Origin of the sequence: Streptomyces sp. NPDC096310, assembly GCF_044763125.1 — a bacterium.
In the GTDB taxonomy this organism is placed as follows: domain Bacteria; phylum Actinomycetota; class Actinomycetes; order Streptomycetales; family Streptomycetaceae; genus Streptomyces.
Genome location: NZ_JBIWFO010000012.1, coordinates 48666 through 72190 on the forward strand (window position 1 = coordinate 48666; position 23525 = coordinate 72190).

Below are 23525 nucleotides of genomic sequence, written 5' to 3' on the forward strand. Positions count from 1 at the left end.
GATGAGCCAACGGCAGAGCGGTACGGCGGGTCGTACGGTCAGACGGTCCCGGGCGTCCGCGCCTCACCGCGGAACACCTGCGCCGTATGCCAGTCGACGTGTTCGGAGGCCACACCGGCACTGCCGCTCTGCGGACCGACGAGTGGCCGACCGCTCAGGTCGAGCACATGGCTCCGCGCGGCGGCCCCGCGGCCGACGAACTCCCGGGAGACGATGATGCGCCGACCGGAGTCCAGCCCCAACGCCCCCCGGTCGAAGAGCTTGTGGTGCAGCGAGCACAGACACAGCGCGTTGGACAACTCGTCGGGGCCCTGGAACGCCCACCACCGTACGTGCGCCGCCTCCAGCCCGACCGGCACCCCGCCGAGGGAACCGTCGAAGCCGCAGAAGGCGCACCGGTATTCGTACGCGACGAGCACCCGCCTGCGCAGCTCGACACCGCGCCGTCGGTCCTCCCGTACGGCGGTCGGTGCCGCGGCCGACCGGAGGGCGGCATCCAGCTCCAGGTCGAGCCCGACATCGGCGGCGATGTCCGCGTGGAGCGACGGCGGGAAGTGCGTGTCCAGCAGCAGATGTACGAGCCGCCCCAGCAGCCCCGGGTCCGCTGCGAGCGCGTTCCGCAACTCCGGTACGAGCCGCCCCTCCGCCCCGGTGTTCCGCAGCTCCCGCACTCCGGTGCCCGGACTCGCTCCCCCCTTGTCGGTGTGGACGGCCCACACACCGTCGCTGACGAGATGGTGGAACGGATAGGCGGGCGAAGTCCGGTGGTTCGGCCCGTAGTTCCGCAGCAGATCACTCAAGTCACGCTCGATGTCCGAGTAGCGCAAACCCTGTTCGGGTCCACGCCGGAACCGTCCCAGCGCGTACAGCATCAGCAGCGGCTTGTGCGGCGCGCGCACCCCGTTGTTCGTCCACTGCCGCAGACTCCCCACCCGTTCCAACCAGTCCATGACACGTGACTGTAGGCACTGCGCCCCCGCCCGATCCGGCGGGTGCGGGTGTGGGTGCGTATGCGGGTGCGGGTGCGGACCAAGGGGTAACCGGGGTTGGCCCGTGGTGCTTTATGGCGGGAGGGGGCGCCCCTCCAGCTTTGATGGTCGCGGCTCCAGGGTGTGCGTCAAGAGCGCTCCTCCGTCGCGTCGGCTGCGCCGATTCCGCTGCGCTCCACCCTTGACCCACACCCTTCCGCCGCTGGTACAGCTTTCAGGGGGGCGGCCGGGGGAGGGGTCCCCTGGGGAGCACCTGCGCGGCTGGGGTGGGTTCCAGGCTTGCGGGCTGGTTCGCCCTGCGGGGCGCGCGGTCGTGGAGTGGGGTGGCCCGGGTTTCGTCAAGCGTCTGCGGACCGGTTGTTGGCGGGTGCTCATGCCCCGCTGGTCACTCGCCGTGGCGGGGAGGGAGGGAGCGGGGTGTCGGAGGTGCCCGGTGGCGTAAGAGGAGAGGCGTGTGTGAACTGGTGTGACGAGGGTGGTGTCTCTCGGGGGAGTGGTGTGCTGGGAGTCCCGCCCTGCGGAGTTTTCGGCACAGCAGAAGGAATTCCAGGGCCGCCGCCCCGCCCGCACCCTCTCCGCACCTCTCTCCGCACCCTCTTCCCGGCCCTCTCCTCACCCGGGCGCCCATCACCACCGGCCCCACCCACAGTGAGTGACCAGCCGGGCATGCGCCCCAACCCACATCCGGTCCGCAGACGCTTGACGAAAGCCGCCACCACCTCACCCCACTCTCGCGTGCCCCGCAGGGCGAACCAGCCCGGCGGCCTGGAACCGACCCCGGCAACGAACCTGGCTCCCCAGGGGACCCCTCCCCCGGCCGCCCCCTCCACCGCCTTACCAGCGGTGGAGGGGCGTGGGTCAAGGGTGGCCGGAGGCCATCGGCGCAGCCGACGCGACGAAGGAGCGCCCTTGACGCACGACCCGGAACCGCGAACATCAACACCGGGAGGGGGCGGCACACGGCACCCAACACACCACCGGACACGCCCCACACCGCTACCCCTCGGCACGGCAGAACTCACGTCACGGGCATCGGGTCCGGTACTGCGCCGACCTTTGCCGTACCGGGTCACGCGGCCCCGGGGACCACACCACCCGGGCGCTGGTGTGGTCGCCCCGCCCGAACCTCCCCACGGCCCGCTCCAGCGAGCGAACACTCATCCGAGTGCCGCCGCAGACGCTCACGACCTCGGCATGCTCCTCGAACGCCATCCCCCAGGCGGCGACCCACGCGTCCGCCTCCTCGGGACCGGCGCCCTCGGGCTCGTACGACCGGACGACGGCGAAGAGGCGGGGCGCGCTGTCAGCGACCAACTCCTCGGTGAGGGCGATGAATTCGGCGTGGGTGAGGGGCGGGACGCTGGGGGCGGGAGAGGCTGGGCCAGCTGCTCCGGGTCGGTGATGACGAGCCCCTGTACGACGTAGTTCTTCGCGCTTTCGGTGCCTCATAAGGTCGGACACGATCCGTTCTTGCAGTTCGGATCTCCCGTCAGCTTGCGCAGCATGGTTGCTCCTCGCGTGGGCGTGCACCTGTCGTTCCGATGCTCCCGAGGGCGATGCAGTCAGGTCAAGCCCTGATCCTTTCCAGAACGGGAAGGCGGCTACGGCGTGCCCCTCGCCCTCCGCGATGGCTGCGCCCTGTTGAGGCCGCTCACCCTGACTGGTTTCCGGCCTGTGCTGCCTCTTCGGGGGTGCTGTATGCCTTGACGGCTGGGTCTTCTTTTAGTGGGTTGTTTTCGCAGCCGAGGGCTTCTGTGGCCTTTCGGGTCATAAAGTAGAGGAAGGTGATCTGTCGATCTCGCACATTCTTGTCGGCCTTGTCCCCTGTGTATGCGGTGTTTGAGGACTCCGCCTGCAGGATGGCCTGTTTTGATGATTCGTTCAACTCTCCGGGCAAGTTGCATTCAACGCGAAGCCTGGAAAGAGTCTCGTCCGACTCGCCGGGCACGTCGTTGAGGTTGTAATAGCTTGCGCCATCTGCCGCGCGTCCCCATTTTTCCGGACTCGCGCGAGGTGTCCAACTGAATTCCACATGCAGGGTTTCACCCCCGCTGGTCTTTCGGATTTTCGGAGAGAACGCGCATGCCTGAACTGTAGAAGTTGTGCCGTCGGGTTTCTGTGCCTGTAGCTTCTCCGAAAGCTTTTCCGACAGATCGCTGTCCGTGTTGAATGTTGTCGTCTTGTATTCGCTCGTGCCGAGAAGTTGCTGAACGAGTTCTCCCTCCTGGGAGGTGCGGACGCTGCCGCATGAATCACTGTTCGATCGATCCGGGCTCTCGGATGTGCAGGAAGTCGCGGCCAGTGCAAGTGATGCGATGACGGCGGTCCGCTTCCAGCGGCTGCGGATTCTCGTGTCACAGGTGGGCTGCGGCTGCCCCTCGCCCGTCGCTGTGACCTGTGTTTGCGAGATCCCTTGCCGATTTGAAGGAGTTGTCTTCCGTGATTCCATTCTTTTCTCCCCAATTTTGGAACAGTTCATTGGTTCCGTCCACACCCTTGGCGAAATTATCGCTGGAATCCTTCTTTCCTTCGTCCTCGGCTGCTTCGGTGACATCCTTGGTCCAGTCGTATGCGTAGGAGTCGATCAGTGCGCCTCCTGCCGTGCTCAGAATCGGGATCTCGCCGATGAGGCCGTTTGCGCCGATGGATGAATAGGTGGAAGTGTCTTCGGCCCATTCCACCCGATCATCCATTTTATCCTTGTATACGTCGGCTCCGATTCCGTTGAGGACGCCCATGCCCATGCCGATTTCTTTACCGTGAACATTCCAGTCGGCGCTCAAGCCGTGGGTTGTGTCGCCGTTGTAGGCGCGTGTATTGGCGAGTATGTCCGCACCGTAGGCCCGTTCCGTCTCGTACAGCAGCGAGAAGGAAGGCGCGTCGTCCGCGATGCCCCGCATCACGCGGACGAGGCTGGCCTGGCCGACGGCTATGTGCGCCTTGTCGCCGGAGCCGTTGATGTTGTCCGCGCCGGCGATGCCGCCGTACTTCGATTCCTGGCCGTTGAGGATGATGTGAGTGTCGGCGACGTAGTCGGTGAGGGCGCGGGCCATGGGCTGGCGGAGGTTTTGCAGGTCTTCGGGGAATTCGTCGCCGCCCGCTTCGTCGAGGAACTTGATCGCGTTGTGCATCACGCGGGCCTGGCCCTCGGTGTGCGGGCCGGGTTCGCCGGGTTTGGTGCCGGGTTCGTTGCCGGTGGCGGCGGCTTCGATGGCGGCGCCCAGGCCTGCGGCCTTGTAGGGGGATTCGAACTCCCTTATGCCGCCCGGCGCCGACATGTACTCGTTCTTCCATTCGCGGTCCGTGAGCAGGTACTCCAGGTGGCCGTTCTTGTTGCCCTTCGCCTCGGGGTCGAGGAAGTAGGTCGCCGCGTCCGGTTCCTTGCTCATGACCTGGAGCAGGCCGTCCAGGGGGTCGGACACCAGGTTCGGGCGCGTGGGATCGTAGGCGTGTTCCCACTTGTTGGGGTTCGCCTTCTCGACCTTGATGATGTCGTCGCCGACATCATTGAGGAACTGCTTCCCGTATCCGTCGCCGTTCTTCATCAGCGTCACCAGCGACTGGTACCCGTTGGTCGGTGACAGGTTGCCGCCGATGTTGTCGTCGCCCACCTCTTTGAGGCCCTTCATGAAGGGCTTGTAGGCGTAGCTGTCGGGATCCTTCGTGCCGGAGGCCACCGTGTTGGCCAGGCTGGTGTTGATGGACTCGTAGAGCTTCTTGTCCCCGGCGGAGGCGCCGCGTTCGTTGGCGGCCAGGTTCATCTGGTCCGCGAGCCGTACCGTGTCCTCCGCTCCCAGGGAGTGCAGGTACGCCTCGGCGAAGTGCTTGTCCTTGGCGTTCTCCCGCATGACGTCGCGGTATTCCTTGATCTCCTTCTGCGACGCCTCGCCCGCGTTGATCTTCTCCGTGAGGTCAAGCGCCTCGACCGCCTGGACATCGCCCACGGGTTTGGGGTTGAAGCCGAAGAGCGCGGTGTTGTCAGCGCCCGACGCGTTCAGCAGAGCTGTCTTGACGTCCTGGTCGAATTCGGTGACGGCCTTCACCGCGGCCATGATGTTGCTGGTGTACGAGTTCTCCACGTTGGGGAGATCCGGGTCGTGGCGCACGGACTTCGCGGTGGCCGCGTCGACCTTGCTGTAGTCGTAACGCGCCATCCCCTGGTCGGAGACCTTCATGCCGGCCTTGACGGCGTCGGCGACGGCCGACTCCACCTTCGCCTTGAGGTCGGTGAATGTCGTATGGGCATCCCGCAGCAGCGACTCCATGCCGAGTGCTTCCTTCTGGGCCGCATCGAACTGCCCGCGTGTCACGGCGAAGTTCGGAGCAGCCGCCGACGCGCTCAAGCCCGTCCACTTGTTCTCGGAGGCGACGTCCTGGATGTCTTCCTCGTACAGGTCCTCAAGTTTCTTGAACCGGGCGGCCATCTCCTTCCAGCCGTCCGCGGCAGATGTGAGCTCGGAGAGTTTGATGTGCATGACCTCGTAGTAGCTCGGCACCGCTGCGCTCCCCCTAGATTCCGGTGACCTTGGATCGCAGCGGGGCGAATCCGGCCTCGGTGGTCAGGTCCTGGCCTGCCAGCAGATTCGACGTCTTCCGTAGAAAGACCTTCTCCGAGTTCAGTCGGCTCATCAGCCGCTCCACCTGGGAGTCCCAGTGCGCGTGTGCCTTCTTCAAGCCCGCGCCGGTGTTCCACTCCTTGAACTCCGCGACAGCGACGCGCATGGGTTCATCGCCCGCGTCCGCCGCCGTCCTGGTCCTTGGTTCGAGCTGGTTCTCTATGGTGTTGGCCGCCTTTTTCTTCGCGGCGGGGACCGTGACCAGATCGGGGTCGCCGACTCCGGGCGACGCGGGACCGCCGGGGTCGAGTTGATTGAGCCGCATGTCCGACGACTGGCGCTCGGCCACAGTCTGCTTCTGCTGAGCCCATTCTTCCTCGAACGACATCGCTCCCCCTCGGTTTCGTACCGGCGGATCCGGCGGACCCAACTGAGTCCGGGGCACCGCGCAACGCGGTGCCCCGGACTCAGGACATCATTTTAATCAGTCTTGGGAAAAGCGGTCAGCCGTATCCCGGGTCGCACACGTAATGAGCGGGGCATGTACACGGGTCGAGCACGTGGCCTTGGAACGTGGCGCCGGCGGCCCGCGCCGGGGTCACGCGCCCGCCGGCGTCACCCCGATCGGGCAGGAGACGCCCGTGCCGCCCAGGCCGCAGTAGCCTGCCGGGTTCTTGTCCAGGTACTGCTGGTGGTCCGCCTCCGCCGGGTAGAAGGGGCGGCCTTCCGACGGAAGGATCTCCGTGGTGATCGTCTTGTAGCCGTTGCCCGTCAGGACCTGCTGGTACGAGGCGCGGGAGGCGTCCGCGGCGGTGGCCTGGGCGGGGGAGTGGGTGTAGATCGCCGAGCGGTACTGCGTGCCCACGTCGTTGCCCTGGCGGAAGCCCTGGGTCGGGTTGTGGGACTCCCAGAAGAGCTTCAGCAGCTCGGCGTACGTGACGGTCTTCGGGTCGAAGACGACACGGACCGCTTCCGTGTGGCCCGTCAGGCCCGAGCAGACCTCGTCGTACGTCGGGTTCGGAGTGAAGCCGCCCTGGTAGCCGACGAGGGTCGTCCAGACACCGTCCGTCTGCCAGAACTTACGCTCGGCGCCCCAGAAGCAGCCCAGGCCGAAATCCGCCACCTCCAGGCCCTCGGGGTACGGCCCCACCAGGGGGTTGCCGAGGACCGTGTGGCGCGCGGGCACCGCGAACGCGGGCTCCGGCCGGCCGCGCAGGGCTTCCTCGGCGGTGGGCAGCTCGGGGGTGCGGCGGGACAGGAACATGGTCGGCTCTCCTCGGCTGGGGGGACTGTACGTAACAACGTGGAAGGGGCGTGCGGCATTCCGTCCCGTGCGGAGTTCCGGACCGGCTCACCCGGCCTTGCGGACCGCCTTTTCGCGCGCCGCCATGTACGCCCGCCTGGTGTCCTCGTAGTAGCGCCACGGAAGCGCTCCCACGTAGCCGTCCACCAGCCGGAACTGCTCCAGCGCCGCTTCGTACCTGCCCTGCTCGGAGAGAAAGTGGGCCAGCAGATGGCGCAGTTCGGTGAGCCGAGGATGGCCGGCCGGGGCCGCTGCCACGTCGATGAGCGCGGCGTCGACGAGAGCCGTCACCTCGGGGCTCCGGTATTCCGACGCCCTCACCGGCTCCCGCACCTGAGCCTCGAACCAGGCGATCAGCGGGAAGGCCGACATCAGGCGCCCGGGAGGCGCGCCCGCCGCCGCGCGCGCCGCGAACTCACGGGCCAGTTCGTGGGAGCCTCGCCACTTCGCGCACCAGTACTGCAGGGCGCTGAAGTGGGCCTCGTAGTGGTTCGGGGCGAGGGCTGTCAGCTCGGTCCAGAGCCGGTGCATCTCCTCGTGCGGATAGCCGAGGCCGAGCCCGGTCCAGATCTCGGTCACGTACGGTGTCGGGTCCTGCGGGTTGAGTTCCGCGGCTCGTGCGATCTCCTGCCGCGAGCGGCCCAGCGTCTCGTGGAACGCGTCGAACTGTTCGCGGCTGGTCTGTGTGGCCCACTGCGCGCCGCGCTGTCTCCACGCCAGGTTCACCGTGCCGCGGGCCCGGACGACCGCGGCGTCGGGGTCGTCGGGGCGGGCCTTCTCCCAGGCGACGAGCCAGCCGTCTCCCTTGGCGGCCGCTTCACCGAGGCTGTCCGCGTACGACGAACGCCGTTCCCAGTCCGTACCGGTCGCGGCGAGCAGGTCGGCGGCCGGCTGCCAACTGCCGTTCCGTGCGGCTTTGAGGGCGCCTGTCAGCTCGGGTACGGGAGGCGCGGTGTGATGGTCGTCGAGCTGGTCCAGGGGCAGCAGTCCCAGTTCGACGGAGCGGGCCGACTGCTTGACGGGGGCGGAGGGGGCCGATCCACCGGAGCGTCGGTTCCTGAACCAGAGAAAGGCGAGGACTGCGACGGCGATCATCGGGAGAAGGTTGGTCAAGGCGTTCCTGTCAGCGGGCGGAGGCGCACACCAGGAGAGGAGGCCCGACCGGGTCCCGGCAGCTTCTCCCCCACGGAAATGCGGCATGGAAATGACCATGAACATGCAGTGGGGGGAAGGTGATCATCCCGCATGGCCGGCCCGCACGGCAACACAGATCCCTTGCCGGGCAACGTAGTTGGGGAAATGGGGAAATGGGGAGATGAGGTGAGGGGGGGGCGGTTGGGGTGGGCCGAGGCACCGGCGCCGGGCCCCCGGAGTGCCGGCCCACCCGGTGCCCCGTACGCGTCAGCGCGGGAGCGTCGCCGGGCTGCCGCCGTTCGCCTCGTAGCCCGCCACCGCCAGCGCCCGGTACACCGTGTACTGCGCCGCCGGGTCTGTGTCATGCGTCCACGGGAGGGCGCCCACGTGGCCGTCCACCTGGACGAGCTGGTTCATCGCCTCCGCCCAGCGTTCGCACCGTACGAGGAAGAGGATCAGCAGGTGCCGTACGTGCGAGAGCATCGGATCGTCCTGCCGCGCCGCGTGGACCGCGAAGAGCGCGCCCTCGACCGCCTTCGTCACCACCGCGCTCTCGTAGAAGCCGCGCACCAGATTGACCTCGGGAAGGTGCTCGTACACCGCGAAGAGCGGCAGCGCCGCCAGCAGCGAGCCCTGCGGGGCGCGGGCCGCCGCGGCCGTCGCGAACTCGTCGGCCTCGTCGCGCGAGCCGTGCCACTTCTCGCACGCGTAGTGCAGCGCCGCCAGATGCGCCCCCATGTGCGCCGGAGCGCGGTCGATCACCTTCGCCCAGAGCAGGTCGAACTCCTCACGCGGGTAGCCCAGCCCGCGCGCCACCGCCAGCTCCACGATGTACGGCACCGGGTCGCCCGGCGCCAGCAGCGCCGCCTGGCCGCAGACCGTACGCGCCTCCTCCAGAATGATCCGGAAGTCGTCCGTCCCCGCGGCCGACGACCGCCACGCCTGCTGCACCAGGAACTCCGCGTGCACCGCCGCCCCGCCCGCGTCCTTCGGCGACTCCGACCGCCATGCGCGCAGCCAGGCGCCGCCGACGCCGGGCCGCTGCTGAAGCTCCAGCGAGGCCGCGCCCGCGAACGCCTGTACCCGCTGCCAGCGCACCTCGCCGTCCTTGTCCGTCCCGGCGAGGAGCTGCGCGGCGGCGCGCCAGTCCTGGGTGCCCTGGACGACATCGAGGACGTCGATGAGGTCCTGGTCGGGGCCGGGCATCCGGATGTCCAGCTCCTCCTGGCGTACGAAGCCGTACGCGGCCGGGTCGGCGGCGTCCGGTGATCCGGGCGCGACCTGGCGGATACCGCCGCCGCGGCGCCGGACGTACGGGGCGATGACCGCGGCCAGCAGGCCCATCGCGAGCAGGACCCAGAGAATCTCCATGCGTCCATTGTCCCGGACGCCGTCCGGTACGGAATCACCCGTGGCCCCGGCACGGATGCCCGTGCCGTACGCGGCCACGGGCCCGGCCCCCACGGCGCTACCCTCGGGCCCATGAGCCACGAGCACTCCAGCGACCAGCACCGTTTCGAGACCCTCGCCATCCACGCGGGGAACACCGCCGACCCCCTCACCGGGGCGGTCGTACCGCCGATCTACCAGGTGTCCACGTACAAGCAGGACGGGGTGGGCGGCCTGCGCGGCGGTTACGAGTACAGCCGCAGCGCCAACCCCACCCGTACCGCCCTGGAGGAGAACCTCGCCGCCCTGGAAGGCGGCCTGCGCGGGCTCGCCTTCGCGTCCGGGCTCGCCGCCGAGGACTGCCTGCTCCGTACGCTGCTGGTCCCCGGCGACCATGTCGTCATCCCCGACGACGCCTACGGCGGCACCTTCCGGCTCTTCGCGAAGGTCGTCTCCCGCTGGGGCGTGGACTTCTCGGTCGCGGACACCTCCGACCCGGCGGCCGTACAGGCGGCGCTCACCCCCCGCACCAAGGTCATCTGGGTCGAGACGCCCTCCAACCCGCTCCTCAACATCACCGACATCGCGGCCCTCGCGGGCATCGCGCACCTTGCCGGGGCGCGGCTCGTCGTCGACAACACCTTCGCCAGCCCGTACCTCCAGCAGCCCCTCGCACTCGGCGCGGACGTCGTCGTCCACTCCACGACCAAGTACATGGGCGGGCACTCGGACGTCGTCGGCGGGGCGCTGATCGTCGAGGACGAGGCGCTGGGCGACGAGTTGGCGTACCACCAGAACGCGATGGGCGCCGTCGCCGGGCCGTTCGACGCCTGGCTGGTGCTGCGCGGCATCAAGACCCTCGCCGTCCGTATGGACCGCCACAGCGAGAACGCCACCCGCGTCGCGGAGATGCTCAGCCGCCACCCGCGCGTCTCCCAGGTCCTCTACCCGGGGCTGCCCGACCACCCCGGTCATGAGATCGCCGCCAAGCAGATGAAGGCGTTCGGCGGGATGATCTCGTTCCGGGTCACGGACGGCGAGGAGGCGGCGGTCGGCGTCTGCGACCGCGCGAAGCTCTTCACACTGGGGGAGTCCCTGGGCGGCGTCGAGTCGCTGATCGAGCACCCGGGCCGGATGACACACGCCTCGGCCGCGGGCTCGCCACTGGAGGTCCCCGCCGACCTGGTCCGCCTCTCCGTGGGGATCGAGTCGGGAGACGACCTGCTCGCCGATCTTCAGCAGGCCCTCGGATAGCGCCCCGGGCCCGCGCTCACCACCCCTCCAGCGGCGGTGTCGTGGTCGCGGGCGGCGGCACCCACGGGTGTACGTCCCACGCCCACACGGTGAAGACGACCACCGCCGCCACCAGCACCGCCCAGACCACCCGGCGCGCGACCCGGCGCCTGCGCAGCACCCGTTCGCCGCGCCGGGCCGCACGCGGGACGAGATCGGCGGGTACGGGCGGACGCGGCAGGTCCAGCAGCCGCCGTATCTCCGCCTCCTTGCGGTTCGTCCCGCTCATGGGCCGGCCTCGCCGGACGGGAGGCCGTCGGAGGACGGGCCGTGCGCGGTGGTGCGCCTGAGGGTCGCCATCGCCCGGGCGCAGAGCGCGCGGGCCCGGTCCTCGGGGAGGCCGAGCAGGGACGCGGTCTGTTCCTCGGTGAGGCCTTCGTACAGGCGGAGTACGAGGACCAGCCGCTCCCGCGCGCCGAGCCCGCGCAGCGGCCCGCCCTCCGGGACGCTCCCGGTGGTCCGGGCGGCCCGCAGGCCCGCCCAGCGGACGCGCCACGCCTCGTCGGCGAAGCGCAGGGCCAGCTCCCGGCGGGTGTGGTCGTACGGGTCCGCGTCGTGCAGGCTGTCCCACTCCGCGTACGTACGGGCCAGCGCGGCGACCAGCAGGCGCTGCGCCTGTGGCGTCGCGGTGGGCGGCTCCGCCGTCAGCAGCGCGGCGGTGTGCAGCAGCCGGCCGGCCGCGCCCGCAGCGTAGACCTCGAACTCCCGGGCGCGGCGCCGATCCGTGGTCGCCCGCCGCTCTCGCACCACCTCATATCAGGCCAGCCGGACCGCCCGGGTCAAGAGGGCATCAGGAGCCGGTGCTCCCACCCGCCCCGGGCTCCGCCTCCTCCGACGGCCCTGCCTGCTCCGTCGGCTCTTCGTCCGCCTGGTCCGCGGCCGCTTCCACGACGGGTTCCGCGTCCGTCCCCGGCTGCTCGCCGGCCGGCAGCCGGGCCCCCCGGGACGCGAAGGCGCCGTTGAGGCGGGTGAGCAGCGTGGTGAAGGAGTCCCGCTCGTCCTCCGTCCAGTCCGCCGTGACCTGGGCCATCAGCGCGCGCCGCGAGGAGCGCACCTCGTCGAGCTTGGCCAGCCCGCGCGCCGAGAGCTGGAGCACGACCGCGCGGCCGTCCTCCGGGTGCGAGGTGCGCTTGACCAGACCGGTGTCGACCAGGGGCGCGACCTGCCGGGTGACGGTCGAGGAGTCGATGCCCATCCCGGCGGCCAGCGCCTTGACGCCCATCGGGCCTTCCTGGTCGAGCCGGTTGAGCAGCAGATACGCGGCGCGGTCCATCGAGTTGCGGACCTGGCCGACACCGCCGAGCCGGGTCTGTTCGGCCCGCCGGGCGAAGACGGCCACCTGGTGCTGGAGGGCATCGAGGAGGGCGGCGTCGTCCGATGGCTGGACAGTCCGCTCCCGGGAAGCCGACGCAGCGGAAGTCATGTCCTGAATGGGGGGCATGGCTGGGGGCTCTTTCGTACGGGGGTCGTGTGGTGGTGGACAGAGTACGCGGCCGGGCTCCGCACCGTACCTGCCCTGTGGAAACCGGGTGGAGAAGAAGTGCGCGGGGCGTGCGCGGGCGGCCCGCCCGGCAGAGGGAGGCCCCTGTTTCCTCCAGGGGGCGTCGTCCAGCGCGGCTCCAGGTGCCCGACCGTGCTCGACGATCACCTCGATGACGGGTCCCGGGTGAGCTGCGAGACTTGCCGTATGAGCTTCGGTACGTCCCGCCCCTCCCCTCACTCCCTGATGCTCGACGACATCCGTGGGGCCCAGAAGATGCTCTCCGGTGTCGCGCGGACGACCGCCATGGAAGGCAGCAGACACCTCACCGCGCTGGTCGGCGCCCCGGTCCTGCTCAAATGCGAGAACCTTCAGCGCACCGGCTCCTTCAAACTGCGCGGCGCCTACGTACGGATCGCCGGGCTCTCCCCGGAGGAGCGCGCGGCCGGCGTCGTCGCGGCCAGCGCCGGGAACCACGCCCAGGGGGTCGCCCTCGCCTCCACGCTGCTCGGCGTCCGCTCGACGGTCTTCATGCCGGTCGGCGCGCCCCTGCCCAAGGTGGCGGCGACCCGCGACTACGGCGCCGAGGTCCGGCTGCACGGCCAGGTCGTCGACGAGACCCTGGCCGCGGCCGAGGAGTACGCGCGCGACACCGGCGCGGTCTTCATCCACCCCTTCGACCACCCGGACATCATCGCCGGGCAGGGCACGGTCGGGCTGGAGATCCTGGAACAGTGCCCCGAGGTGCGGACCATCGTCGTCGGGATCGGCGGCGGCGGGCTCGCGGCGGGCATCGCCGTCGCCGTGAAGGCGCTGCGCCCCGATGTCCGGCTGATCGGCGTACAGGCGGCCGGCGCTGCCGCGTACCCGCCCTCGCTGCGCGCGGGCCGGCCGGTGACCGTCGAGTCGCCCCACACCATGGCCGACGGGATCAAGGTGGGCCGGCCGGGCGACATCCCCTTCCGGATCGTCGAGGAACTGGTCGACGAGGTGCGTACGGTCTCCGAGGACGAGCTGTCCAGCGCCCTGCTGCTCTGCCTGGAACGGGCCAAGCTCGTGGTCGAACCGGCGGGTGCGAGCCCGGTGGCCGCGCTGCTCGGCGACCCGGAGGCGTTCCGGGGCCCGGTCGTCGCGGTGCTGTCGGGCGGCAATGTGGACCCGGTGCTGATGCAGCGCATCCTGCGCCACGGCATGGCTGCGGCGGGCCGCTATCTGAGCCTGCGGCTGCGGGTCACGGACCGCCCCGGCGCGCTCGCCACCATGCTCGGCGTGCTGTCGGTGGCCGACGCCAACGTCCTGGACGTGAGCCATGTACGGACGGATCCGCGGCTCGGGCTGACGGAGGCGGACGTGGAGGTGCACCTGGAGACGAAGGGGCCCGCGCACTGCACCGAGGTCGCGAGGGCGCTGCGCGAGGCCGGCTACACGATCCTCGGCTGAGACACACCGAAGGGCTGGTGCGCGCGGCGGGATGCCGGGCGCACCAGCCCTTGGGGCAGACGTTCACACACGTGCGAGCACGGGCGGGAGAGCGGGCGCGGACTCAGGCCTGGTACGGCTTGGCCTCAAGGATCTTCACCTTGGCCTTGTTGCCGTTCGGGAGCTCGTACTCCGCGCTCTCGCCGATCTTCTTGCCGTTCACGCTGCTGCCCAGCGGGGACTGCGGCGAGTATGTCTCGATCTCGGTGCTGGCGTACTCGCGCGAGGCGAGCAGGAAGTCCAGGGTGTCGTCCGGGTCGCCGTCGAAGGCGATCGTCACGACCATGCCGGGGGCCACCACACCACTGGCCGTCGGCGCCTCGCCGACCTTCGCGTTCTCCAGGAGCTGGGTGAGCTGGCGGACCCGCAGCTCCTGCTTGCCCTGCTCCTCCTTGGCCGCGTGGTACCCGCCGTTCTCCCGCAGGTCGCCCTCCTCGCGGGCAGCAGCGATCTTCGTGGAGATCTCCGTGCGCGCGGGACCAGACAGGTACTCCAGCTCGGCCTTGAGCTGGTTGTACGCCTCCTGGGTGAGCCAGGTGACGTTCTCGCTGGTCTGGGTCACTGGTGCTCCTCGTAGGTGCTGGGGATACAAAGCAACGCCCTACCCAGAAGCATGTGCCGTCTCGGGTGGGCGAAACCACGAGCCTAACAATTTCGTGGCGCGAGGGGGAGGACAATTGCCGTCAGAAATGGATCCGCGCAGGTCAGCGCCGAGATCCACCGCGCTGTCCGGCGGGTCTACCCGGCGGCACACGCCCGTTCCGGGGCCGGGTCACCGGGCCGTCCGCCCCGTCGTGGCACGGCCGGCAGTCGATTCGTTCATGCGTTCGATGACTTGGTCGCGCGTCCGCTCAGTCGGAGGTGCAGCCCACCAGTTCCGTACTGGTCGCGCTCTCCGTCGTACGGATCGTGACCACCTCGTCGATCCGGGTCCCACCCGGCCCGAAGCGCACGTCCTTGCGGCCCACTTCGCCGAAGCTCTCCGCCAGTGAGCGCAGGGTGCAGCTCCCGCTCGCGTCCCGGTCCTTGCGGACCTCCAGGTGCGCCTCGACCTCGGTCGCGGAAATCCGCTTGAACTTGATCAGCTCACCGGAGACACTCCGGTCGATCACGTAGTGGTAGCCGTACCAGCCGAGCAGGACCACCAGTGCTCCGCCGAGGACCACTCCCAGGCGGCGCAGCCGCCGGTCCGCGCGTGCGTCCCCGTCCCCGGAGCGGCCGTACCGCCCTGCGGGAAGCTCTTCGCGCACCGCAGCCATGATCGTTCCTCTCGGGCGGGGACCGCCGGAATTTCCGTCCCCCGATATCCGTCACTATAGAAGCCGACCTAAGCGCCACATCACTGAGGATCGAGTCTTGACTGAGCAGCTACGGCTGATGGCCGTTCACGCCCACCCCGACGACGAGTCGAGCAAGGGCGCGGCCACCATGGCCAAGTACGTGTCCGAGGGGGTGGACGTGCTGGTCGTGACCTGCACGGGAGGCGAGCGCGGCTCCATCCTCAACCCCAAGCTCCAGGGTGACGCCTATATCGAGGCGAACATCCACGAGGTACGCAAGAAGGAGATGGACGAGGCCCGGGAGATCCTCGGCGTCCAGCAGGAATGGCTCGGGTTCGTCGACTCCGGGCTGCCCGAGGGCGATCCGCTGCCGCCGCTGCCCCAGGGCTGCTTCGCGCTGGTGGACCCGCGGGAGGCGGCGGGCCGGCTCGTCCGGTCGATCCGCTCCTTCCGGCCGCAGGTCATCACCACGTACGACGAGAACGGGGGCTACCCGCACCCCGACCACATCATGACCCACACCATTTCCATGATCGCGTTCGATGGTGCGGCGGACAAGGAGCAGTTCCCCGAGGAGGACTTCGGCCCGGTCTGGCAGCCCGCGAAGCTCTACTACAACCAGGGCTTCAACAAGCCGCGTACGGTCGCGCTCCACGAGGCGCTGCTCTCCCGCGGGCTGGAGTCCCCGTACGGCGAGTGGCTGGAGCGGTGGAAGGAGATGGAGCGGGTGGAGCGGACGCTGACCACGTTCATCCCCTGCGCGGACTTCTTCGAGATCCGCGACAAGGCGCTGGTCGCGCACGCCACGCAGATCGACCCGGACGGCGGCTGGTTCCGTATCCCGATGGAGCTCCAGCGCGAGGTCTGGCCCACCGAGGAGTACGAGCTGGCGAAGTCCCTCGTCGATACATCCCTCCCCGAGAGCGACCTCTTCGCGGGCATCCGCGACAATGCCTGATATGTATGCGACCCAGGCAATGACCCAGCTCGTTCCTCTCGCCCAGGAGCTGGACCAGAACAAGGTGACGCCCGGCGTGCTGGGGTTCATCGTGTTCGCGGTGATGGCGGGCGGCGTGTGGCTGCTGATGAAGTCGATGACCCGGCACATGGGGAAGGTCGACTTCGAGGAGGCGCCGGAGCGACAGCCGACGACGGCGGCGGGCCGGCAGTCACCGGCCCCGCACGGCGAGTAGCGGGCGACGGCGGCGACGGGTACGGCCGGGACCGCCCGGTCCGTACGGTCAGCACTGTCCACCGGGGGACGACCGGACCACGGGGTCGGCTCGGCCCGTAGGGGCCGTCTTGCCTGAAGGACAGCCGCTCCCTCCCGGGAGGGAGCGGCCGGTCCTCGGGTCCTTCGGCGTGTGCGGGCGTCGGCCGGGTGTCTTGGGCGTCGTCAGGCGGGCGTGACCTCCACCGGCACGCCCATCACCTCGCGCGCGTGCCGGTTCGGCACCATGCCGAGGTCCCACGCCTGCCAGCCGTCCTCCAGCCGTACGCCCCGGCCCAGCATCACCCCGAACGCGGCCAGCGAGTCCGCCAGCTTCCCGTCCCGCACCGGGTGGTCCGCCGCGGCCAGCTCCGCCAGCTCCTGTTCGGCCACCGCCGAGCCCACCTCCGTACCGCCCGCCGAGCCGTACGGCAGCAGCGTGCAGCGCAGGAACCGCGACCAGTCCGCGCCCCGGTGGTCCCCGTACGAGGTGAAGAGCGCCGTCGCCTCGTCGCACAGCGCCAGCGCCTGGGCCGCGCGGCTGTTGCCCGCGTCGACCAAGGCCAGCTCCAGACACGTCCACGCCTCGCCGTGGGCCACCCCGATCCGCCGGAAGTCCGCGCGGGCGTCGACCAGGAGCTGCCGGGCGAACCCCGAGTTGCGGAGGTTGCCGGTCTGCGCGGCGCGCTGGTCGCGGGTGACACGGCCCGAGTGGTGCCGGGCGCAGGCCAGGCCGTACACGTCACGCATCCGCGAGAACATCGAGCGGGCCCGCTCCAGCTCCCGTACCGCCTGGTCACGGTCGCCGCCATCCTCCAGCGCCTGGCCCAGGTAGTACAGGGTCCACGCCTCGCCGCGCGCGTCCTCGTTGTCCCGGTGCCGGGCCAGCGCCTCGCGCAACTGCTCGGCCGCCTCGGCCTGTTCACCCTCCACCAGCCGTGCCCGCGCCAGCTGGGTCGTCGCCCACGCCTCGCCGCGGCCGTCCCGCGTCCGCCCGTACAGCTCCAGCGCCGCGCGCAACTCGCCCTCGGCGCGGGCCACATCGCCCATCCGCAGGAACAACTGCCCGAGCTGGAAGTGCGCCCACGCCTCGCCGTGCACCGACTCGCTCTCGCGGTGCAGCTCCAGCGACGCCGTGAGCGTCCCGAACGCCTCCTCCAGACCGCCGCGGTCCCGCTCCACCGCCGCCAGCGCGTGCAGCGTCCAGCCGCGGTCACCCGCCAGCGCCGCCGTCTCCTGGAGCGCCAGCGCCTCGCGCAGCTTCGCCGCCGCCTCCGTCAGATTGCCCTGGTGGTGCAGGGTGATGCCCAGCGAACAGAGCGCGCGGGCCGCGCCCGCCTCGTGCTGCGCCTCCTGGTAGAGGCCCACCACGGAGGTCAGCGTCGTACGCGCCTTGTCCAGCTCGCCGAGCTGGCGGGCGGCGATGCCCGTCCGCCACTGGACCGAGCGCACCAGCAGCCCCTGGTCCACGGCCTGCGTCAACTCGTTGATCTCGCCCAGCCGGTAGAGGTCGCCGCGCAGCAGGCAGTAGTCGCAGAGCGCGCCCAGCAGATTGAGCACCGCCTGCTGGTCCACGCCCTCCGCGTGGCGCAGGGTGGCCGTGATGAAGCTCGACTCGTCGTCCAGCCAGCGCAGCGCCGCGTCCAGCGACGAGAAACCGTGCGCGCCCGCCGCGCTCTTGAAGAGGTCCGCGCGCGTGGACGTCTTGCCGTCGACCAGCCGGATCACGGAGTCGGCCAGCTCGCCGTAGTTACGGATCAGCCGTTCCTGCGCGGCCGTACGCTCCTCGGCCGGCTCCTCGTCGCGCAGCCGCGCGTGCACGAACGTCCGTACGACGTCGTGCAACCGGTAGCGGCTGCCCCGTACATGCTCGACCAGACCGGCCCGGGCCAGCGCCGCCAGCAGCCGTCCCGCCTCCTGCTCGTCCGTCGCCAGCAGCGCCGCCGCGGCGCCCGCGCCCAGCGAGGCGCGCCCCGCCAGCGCCAGCCGGCGCAGCAGCCGGCGGCCCTGGTCGTTCTGGTCGGTGTAGCGCAGCCACAGGGCGCGCTCGACGGGCTCGACCGGGCCGTACGCGTCGAGATCGGCGGCCAGTCGGTGCGCGGTGCGGCCGTCGCCGAGCGAGGACCCGGCGATGCGCAGCGCGAGCGGCAGCCCACCGCACAGCTCCCGTACGCGGTCGGCCGACTGGACGTCGTACGGCGCCCCCGCCGTCGCCGCGTCCTGTTCCGTTCCGGCGGCGGCGCGCAGCAGTTCCTCGGCGCCGGCCCCGTCCAGCGCCTCGACGGGCAACTGGTGCACCCAGGCAGGGACATCGGCCGGCAGCTCGACGGGGCGGCGCGATGTCACCAGCACCAGGCTGTCGGAACGCTCCGGTACGAGCGTGCGCACCTGCTCGGGATCGGAGACGTCGTCCAGGACCACCGTCACCGGCAGCCCGGTCAGATGCTGGTGGTACAACTCGCTGAGCCGCCGCACCTGTTGCTCGGGGGAGGCGCCTTCGCGGAACAGCAACTGCTCGCGCGGCGCGCCCAGCCGGTTCAGCAGGTGCAGCAGCGCGTCCCGCGTCGACAGCGGCGCCTCCAGGGTGCCGCCGCCGCGCAGATCGACCAGGCAGGCGCCCCGGAACTGGTCCCTGAGCTGGTGCGCGGCCCGTACGGCCAGTTCTGTGCGGCCGGCCCCGGGGGCGCCGTACAGCACGACGACCGTCGGCTTCGTCTCCGTCGACGCACGGGCCGCGTGCACCCACTGCGCGATCCTGGCCAGTTCGGCGCGGCGCCCCGCGAACGGCCCTGCGGGCTCGGGGAGATGGCCGAACGACTGCTCCAGTACGGTACGGCGGCGGGCCGCGGCGCTGCGGTCCCCGCCCCGCAACTGCGGGACGACGGGCGACTTCTTGGCGCCCCGGCGTGTCGCGGACACCAGCACCCGCTGCTGGTCGAGGAAGGGCCGGATGCCCCGTACCTCCAGCGCCGTCAGCCACTGGAGCCGCAACTGCTCGGCGCCGCCCGGCTGTCCGGCCGCGCCGGCTCTGCGGTGCGCGGCCGGCCAGTGCGAGACGGTCACCTTGGCGACGGTGGTCGCCGCCCCGGCCACGGCGACGACGGCGCCCGCGCCGAGCGCGATCCCCGAGGCCGTCCCCAGCGCGACATCCGCACCGATGGCGGCCACGGCCGCGACGGACGTGACCAGGGCGGGCGTGCCGATGTTCTGCCGGCTGAACCGCTGGGACAGCGGAACCCCGGGCGCCTGCGCCGCGTCCAGGGCCTGCGTGTACGCGGCGTACTCCTCGGCCGCCCCGGCGGACATCGCGTCCAGGGCCCCGCGCCCGCGCGCCAGCAGCGCGTTCCCGTCGGTCCGCCCGCCGGAGCGCCGTACCTCCTCCTCCACGGCGCGTACCAACAGCCGCTCGGCCTCGGCCCGGTGGCTTTCCCGCATATGCGTCCCCCTCCGAGAGCATGGTGAGCACACATTGTCCTGCGGACGGGGCGCGATGGCGAGTAGTGCCTGTCGTTCGGCTGTTCGCCGACCCGGTGCAGGAATGATTGGCTCCGTCCCGGGCGTTCCACGGGACGAGGTCTCTTCCGACAGCACTCGACAGCATGGAGATGCACAGCATGCCCCTCAAAGGCGAGTACGAGCCGAGCGCTCAGCAGGTGGTCCGCGACCAGGTGGAGCTGTACGAAAGCTCCGGCGGCACGCGCGGCACGACGCTGGAATCCCTGATCGGCCCGGACGACGAGAAGCGCCGCGACCTGCCCGTGATCATCCTGACCACGCTGGGCGCGAAGAGCGGCAAGATCCGCAAGTCCCCCCTGATGCGGGTGGAGCACGACGGCTCCTACGCCGTGGTCGCCTCCCTGGGCGGCGCCCCCAAGCACCCGGTCTGGTACTACAACGTTCTGGCCGACCCCCGCGTGGAACTCCAGGACGGTCCGGTGCGCCAGGACATGGTGGCCCGCGAGGTGACGGGCGAGGAGAAGGCCCTGTGGTGGGACCGCGCGGTCGAGGCGTTCCCGGACTACGCCGATTACCAGAAGAAGACGGACCGCGTGATCCCGCTCTTCGTCCTGGAACCGGCGGCCGAGAACCACTGACCGGCCTCCGAAACGGTACGTCGCGCCCTCCGCCCGCCGCGGAGGGCGCGCGCGGCGCCCTCTCAGTCGCTGATCGTGCGGAGGAAGTGGTCGGCGTCCTCGGGTTCGGCCAGACCTCCCACCTCCAGCCAGGAACCGTCCGCGAAGCGGAACCGGAAGGTGGCGAAGCCGCGCGGCTGGCCCGCCTCCCCTTCGACGCGGCCCTGATCGAAGGGGAATTCGGCGACGCTCCGGAAGTCGTCGGCCTTGGTCGGTGAGAGCAGGCGGCGCGGAGACGCCGCGACGCAGATACGGTCCCGGGCCAGCATGACCAGACGCTGGGGGTTGGGCGAGTGCCCGTACCACTGGAGCAGGAGCTGCCCCGCGGTCAGATTCCAGTCGCCGTCGAAGATGCCGTTCGTCGGGTCCTGGCCAGGCCCCGAGGGGCGGGCGTCCGGCGGGGACTGCGCCCCTCCGCTCCGCCGTCCCCGTTGCCGTGAGGGTGAGAAGGGGATGAGTTCTCCGAGCTTGTCGATCACCATGATCGGGACGACGACGAAGAAGAACACCGCGCCCCCGACGTACAGAAGCCAGTGGTGGCGCGGCTTCAGCCGCCCCTTGCCCGCGGCGAGGTGAACGTCCTTGGGCGGAGTGGGGATGGCCTTGCGGATCTCGCACCACACCAGGGCCACGGGCTCCTCCCCCAGGATCTTCCGCGCCCGCTTCCGCACCGCTCGTTTCGCCATGCCGGAGATCGTAGTGCGCCCGGCGGAACGTCGGATTGAGCGGGCACCGCTACGGCCTGGCAGTACCGGGCCCCTGGGGATCTGGTGACGGGCGGGTTCGGTAGAGGAGCTTCTTGCGGAGATGACCGGCCGCCGTCTGGCGTAACTGCGACGGCCCGAGGGCTGACCCAGCAGGGCGTGGCCGACCGTATGGGCGTGACCAAGGGGCGAGTGTCGCCGATCGAGCGGGGGCACATCTCCGGTCAGGAGGTCCTCGCCCGATGTGCCGTCGCTCTGGGTGGGCGCCTGCATCAGGCCATGTATTTCGATGACGGGGATATCGCGGCCATCGCCTGAGGCGTGCCCGCAGGGCCATCTCGATCCGCTCACCTGGGGCTGAGCCCTTCGTCCGGGTCCTGGGCGTGTCGTCCCTCGCCCCGGGGCGGGTGCGGCGCGGGTGTGCGCGAGGATTGAGGTATGGCGAACCGACTGGCCCATGAGACCTCCCCGTACCTCCTCCAGCACGCCGACAACCCCGTCGACTGGTGGCCCTGGTCGCCCGAGGCGTTCGCGGAGGCGCGGCGGCGGGGGGTGCCGGTGTTGCTCAGTGTGGGGTATTCGAGTTGCCACTGGTGTCATGTGATGGCGGGCGAGAGCTTCGAGGACCGCACCACCGCCAAGTACATGAACGCCCACTTCGTCAACATCAAGGTCGACCGTGAGGAGCGGCCCGATGTCGACGCCGTCTACATGGAGGCCGTGCAGGCCGCCACCGGGCAGGGCGGGTGGCCCATGACCGTGTTTCTCGACGGGGACGGCGCGCCCTTCTACTTCGGTACGTACTTCCCGCCCGCGCCCCGGCACGGCATGGCGTCCTTCCCGCAGGTGCTCGAAGGTGTCAGTTCCGCCTGGACCGGCCGGCGTGAGGAGGTGGCCGAGGTGGCCGCGCGGATCGTCGGGGAGCTGGCCGGGCGGTCGCTCGCGCAGAGTGGGGACGGGCCGCCCGGGGAGGGCGAGCTGGCGCAGGCGCTGCTGGGGCTGACCCGGGAGTACGACGCGCAGCGGGGCGGGTTCGGCGGGGCGCCGAAGTTTCCGCCGGCGATGGTGGTGGAGTTCCTGCTGCGGCACCACGCCCGTACCGGCTCCGAGGGCGCGCTCCAGATGGCGACGGACACCTGTGAGGCGATGGCGCGCGGCGGGATCTACGACCAGCTCGGCGGGGGCTTCGCGCGGTACTCCGTGGACCGGGAGTGGGTTGTGCCGCATTTCGAGAAGATGCTGTACGACAACGCCCTGCTGTGCCGGGTGTACGCGCATGTCTGGCGGGCCACCGGTTCGGAGCTGGCCCGCCGGGTCGCCGTCGAGACCGCCGACTTCATGGTCCGTGAACTGCGCACCGCCGAGGGCGGGTTCGCCTCTGCCCTGGACGCGGACAGCGCGGACGGCAGCGGCGACGGGAAGCATGTGGAGGGCGCGTTCTACGTCTGGACTCCCGGCCGGCTACGCGATGTGCTGGGGGAGTCCGACGCCGAGTTCGCCGCCCAGTACTACGGGGTGACGGAGGAGGGCACCTTCGAGGAGGGTGCCTCCGTGCTCCAACTGCCTGTCGGCGAAGGCGTGGTGGACGCCGCGCGCGTCGAGTCCGTACGGGCACGGCTCCTCGCCGCCCGTGAGGAGCTGCGGGAGCGGCCCGGGCGCGACGACAAGATCGTGGCCGCCTGGAACGGGCTGGCCATCGCCGCCCTGGCCGAGACCGGCGCGTACTTCGACCGGCCTGATCTGGTGGAGCGGGCGACCGAGGCCGCCGATCTGCTGGTACGCGTCCACCTGGACGACGCGGCGCGGCTGGCCCGTACCTCGAAGGACGGCCGGGTCGGCGCGAACGCCGGAGTGCTGGAGGACTACGCCGATGTGGCGGAGGGGTTCCTCGCGCTCGCCGGGGTCACCGGTGAGGGCGTGTGGCTGGAATTCGCCGGATTCCTCCTGGACATTGTCCTCGACCGGTTCGTGGCGGAGCGCGGCGCTCTGTACGACACCGCCGATGACGCCGAGCAGTTGATCCGCCGGCCCCAGGACCCGACGGACAACGCCACACCGTCCGGCTGGACGGCCGCCGCCGGGGCGCTGCTCTCGTACGCCGCGCACACCGGCTCCGAGCGTCACCGGAGCGCGGCGGAAGCGGCGTTGGGGGTCGTGAAGGCGCTCGGGCCGCGGGCGCCGCGCTTCATCGGCTGGGGGCTCGCGGTCGCCGAGGCCGCGCTCGACGGGCCCCGGGAGGTCGCGGTCCTCGGCGCGGGGAGCGGCGTGGAGAGCGGTGCGGCGGGCGCGGCGGAGGGTGAGAGCGCGGCGGACGGGTTCGCCGCGCTGCACCGTGCCGCACTGCTGGCCACCGCGCCCGGCGCCGTCGTCGCGGCCGGCGCGCCGGGGAGCGACGAGTTCCCGCTGCTGGCGGACCGCCCGCTGGTCGGCGATCGCGCCACCGCGTATGTCTGCCGTCGCTTCGTCTGCTCCGCCCCGACGACCGAACTCGAACACCTGAAGGGCGAATTGGGTGTGTTCGAGTAGAGCGTGGCTGATTCCTGACCCGTGGTGAATGGGCCCGAAACGCAGCATT

At 70.5% G+C, this 23525-nt stretch carries 22 protein-coding genes; 7 read left to right on the top strand and 15 right to left on the bottom strand.

Annotated features, from left to right (window positions below; translation table 11 throughout):
• Positions 1-38: 38 nt before the first annotated feature.
• From ACIQ7D_RS22335 to ACIQ7D_RS22370, 8 genes are all read right to left on the bottom strand, one after another.
• Complete coding sequence (locus ACIQ7D_RS22335) at positions 39-950, bottom strand: phosphorothioated DNA-binding restriction endonuclease (protein ID WP_403940113.1); 912 nt, start codon at positions 948-950, stop codon at positions 39-41.
• Positions 951-2012: 1062 nt separating this feature from the next.
• The gene (locus tag ACIQ7D_RS22340) at positions 2013-2303 is read right to left on the bottom strand and encodes a hypothetical protein (protein WP_403940115.1); all 291 of its coding nucleotides are present in this window, start codon (positions 2301-2303) and stop codon (positions 2013-2015) included.
• A gap of 337 nt (positions 2304-2640) precedes the next feature.
• Positions 2641-3438, bottom strand: a complete 798-nt coding sequence (locus ACIQ7D_RS22345) for a hypothetical protein (RefSeq protein WP_403940117.1) — start codon at positions 3436-3438, stop codon at positions 2641-2643.
• Positions 3344-5485 (bottom strand): hypothetical protein, encoded by a 2142-nt coding sequence (locus tag ACIQ7D_RS22350; RefSeq protein ID WP_403940119.1) that lies wholly within the window; start codon positions 5483-5485, stop codon positions 3344-3346. The genes ACIQ7D_RS22345 and ACIQ7D_RS22350 overlap by 95 nt, the downstream gene beginning before the upstream one ends.
• Before the next feature lie 13 nt (positions 5486-5498).
• On the bottom strand, positions 5499-5933 hold the full coding sequence (locus ACIQ7D_RS22355; RefSeq protein WP_403940121.1) for a hypothetical protein: 435 nt from the start codon (positions 5931-5933) through the stop codon (positions 5499-5501).
• A gap of 210 nt (positions 5934-6143) precedes the next feature.
• A complete protein-coding gene (gene msrA / locus ACIQ7D_RS22360; protein ID WP_403940122.1) occupies positions 6144-6809 on the bottom strand; it encodes a peptide-methionine (S)-S-oxide reductase MsrA in 666 nt (221 codons plus the stop codon).
• Positions 6810-6896: 87 nt separating this feature from the next.
• Positions 6897-7943, bottom strand: coding sequence for a hypothetical protein (locus ACIQ7D_RS22365; protein ID WP_403940124.1), 1047 nt, complete (start codon positions 7941-7943; stop codon positions 6897-6899).
• 306 nt (positions 7944-8249) lie between these two features.
• Positions 8250-9353, bottom strand: a complete 1104-nt coding sequence (locus tag ACIQ7D_RS22370) for a hypothetical protein (protein ID WP_403940126.1) — start codon at positions 9351-9353, stop codon at positions 8250-8252.
• Positions 9354-9464: 111 nt separating this feature from the next.
• On the opposite strand from ACIQ7D_RS22370, the gene ACIQ7D_RS22375 reads away from it, so the two are divergent.
• Positions 9465-10625 (top strand): cystathionine gamma-synthase, encoded by a 1161-nt coding sequence (locus tag ACIQ7D_RS22375; RefSeq protein WP_403940128.1) that lies wholly within the window; start codon positions 9465-9467, stop codon positions 10623-10625.
• A gap of 16 nt (positions 10626-10641) precedes the next feature.
• Here ACIQ7D_RS22375 and ACIQ7D_RS22380 read toward each other — a convergent pair whose 3' ends face one another.
• The 3 genes from ACIQ7D_RS22380 to ACIQ7D_RS22390 are packed head-to-tail and all read right to left on the bottom strand — an operon-like array spanning position 10642 to position 12105.
• Positions 10642-10893: a hypothetical protein gene (locus ACIQ7D_RS22380; protein WP_403940130.1), complete on the bottom strand. Its 252-nt coding sequence runs from the start codon at positions 10891-10893 to the stop codon at positions 10642-10644.
• The gene (locus ACIQ7D_RS22385; RefSeq protein WP_403940132.1) at positions 10890-11411 is read right to left on the bottom strand and encodes a sigma factor-like helix-turn-helix DNA-binding protein; all 522 of its coding nucleotides are present in this window, start codon (positions 11409-11411) and stop codon (positions 10890-10892) included. Before ACIQ7D_RS22385 ends, ACIQ7D_RS22380 begins: the two co-directional genes overlap by 4 nt.
• A 43-nt stretch (positions 11412-11454) precedes the next feature.
• Positions 11455-12105 (bottom strand): MarR family winged helix-turn-helix transcriptional regulator, encoded by a 651-nt coding sequence (locus tag ACIQ7D_RS22390; protein ID WP_403940134.1) that lies wholly within the window; start codon positions 12103-12105, stop codon positions 11455-11457.
• A gap of 246 nt (positions 12106-12351) precedes the next feature.
• Here ACIQ7D_RS22390 and ilvA point away from each other — a divergent pair, with 246 nt between their 5' ends.
• Positions 12352-13584 (top strand): threonine ammonia-lyase, encoded by a 1233-nt coding sequence (ilvA, locus tag ACIQ7D_RS22395; protein ID WP_403940136.1) that lies wholly within the window; start codon positions 12352-12354, stop codon positions 13582-13584.
• A 103-nt stretch (positions 13585-13687) separates the two neighbouring features.
• On the opposite strand, the gene greA is transcribed toward ilvA, so the two are convergent.
• Both greA and ACIQ7D_RS22405 read right to left on the bottom strand, forming a co-directional pair.
• The gene (gene greA / locus ACIQ7D_RS22400) at positions 13688-14185 is read right to left on the bottom strand and encodes a transcription elongation factor GreA (RefSeq protein ID WP_403940138.1); all 498 of its coding nucleotides are present in this window, start codon (positions 14183-14185) and stop codon (positions 13688-13690) included.
• 289 nt (positions 14186-14474) lie between these two features.
• Entirely contained in the window at positions 14475-14882 is a 408-nt protein-coding gene (locus ACIQ7D_RS22405; protein WP_403940139.1) for a DUF4307 domain-containing protein, read from the bottom strand.
• 97 nt (positions 14883-14979) lie between these two features.
• Between ACIQ7D_RS22405 and mca the strand changes: the two genes are divergently transcribed.
• Both mca and ACIQ7D_RS22415 read left to right on the top strand, forming a co-directional pair.
• A complete protein-coding gene (mca, locus tag ACIQ7D_RS22410) occupies positions 14980-15861 on the top strand; it encodes a mycothiol conjugate amidase Mca (RefSeq protein WP_403940140.1) in 882 nt (293 codons plus the stop codon).
• A gap of 1 nt (position 15862) precedes the next feature.
• Positions 15863-16096: a hypothetical protein gene (locus tag ACIQ7D_RS22415; RefSeq protein WP_403940142.1), complete on the top strand. Its 234-nt coding sequence runs from the start codon at positions 15863-15865 to the stop codon at positions 16094-16096.
• A 203-nt stretch (positions 16097-16299) separates the two neighbouring features.
• Here the strand turns inward: ACIQ7D_RS22415 and ACIQ7D_RS22420 are convergent, their stop codons facing one another.
• Positions 16300-19548: a tetratricopeptide repeat protein gene (locus ACIQ7D_RS22420; protein WP_403940143.1), complete on the bottom strand. Its 3249-nt coding sequence runs from the start codon at positions 19546-19548 to the stop codon at positions 16300-16302.
• 179 nt (positions 19549-19727) lie between these two features.
• Here ACIQ7D_RS22420 and ACIQ7D_RS22425 point away from each other — a divergent pair, with 179 nt between their 5' ends.
• Positions 19728-20207: a nitroreductase family deazaflavin-dependent oxidoreductase gene (locus ACIQ7D_RS22425; RefSeq protein WP_403940144.1), complete on the top strand. Its 480-nt coding sequence runs from the start codon at positions 19728-19730 to the stop codon at positions 20205-20207.
• Positions 20208-20269: 62 nt separating this feature from the next.
• On the opposite strand, the gene ACIQ7D_RS22430 is transcribed toward ACIQ7D_RS22425, so the two are convergent.
• On the bottom strand, positions 20270-20932 hold the full coding sequence (locus tag ACIQ7D_RS22430; protein WP_403940146.1) for a hypothetical protein: 663 nt from the start codon (positions 20930-20932) through the stop codon (positions 20270-20272).
• Between the two features lie 177 nt (positions 20933-21109).
• On the opposite strand from ACIQ7D_RS22430, the gene ACIQ7D_RS22435 reads away from it, so the two are divergent.
• Both ACIQ7D_RS22435 and ACIQ7D_RS22440 read left to right on the top strand, forming a co-directional pair.
• Complete coding sequence (locus ACIQ7D_RS22435) at positions 21110-21268, top strand: hypothetical protein (RefSeq protein ID WP_403940148.1); 159 nt, start codon at positions 21110-21112, stop codon at positions 21266-21268.
• Positions 21269-21388: 120 nt separating this feature from the next.
• A complete protein-coding gene (locus ACIQ7D_RS22440) occupies positions 21389-23476 on the top strand; it encodes a thioredoxin domain-containing protein (protein WP_403940150.1) in 2088 nt (695 codons plus the stop codon).
• Positions 23477-23525 lie beyond the last annotated feature (49 nt).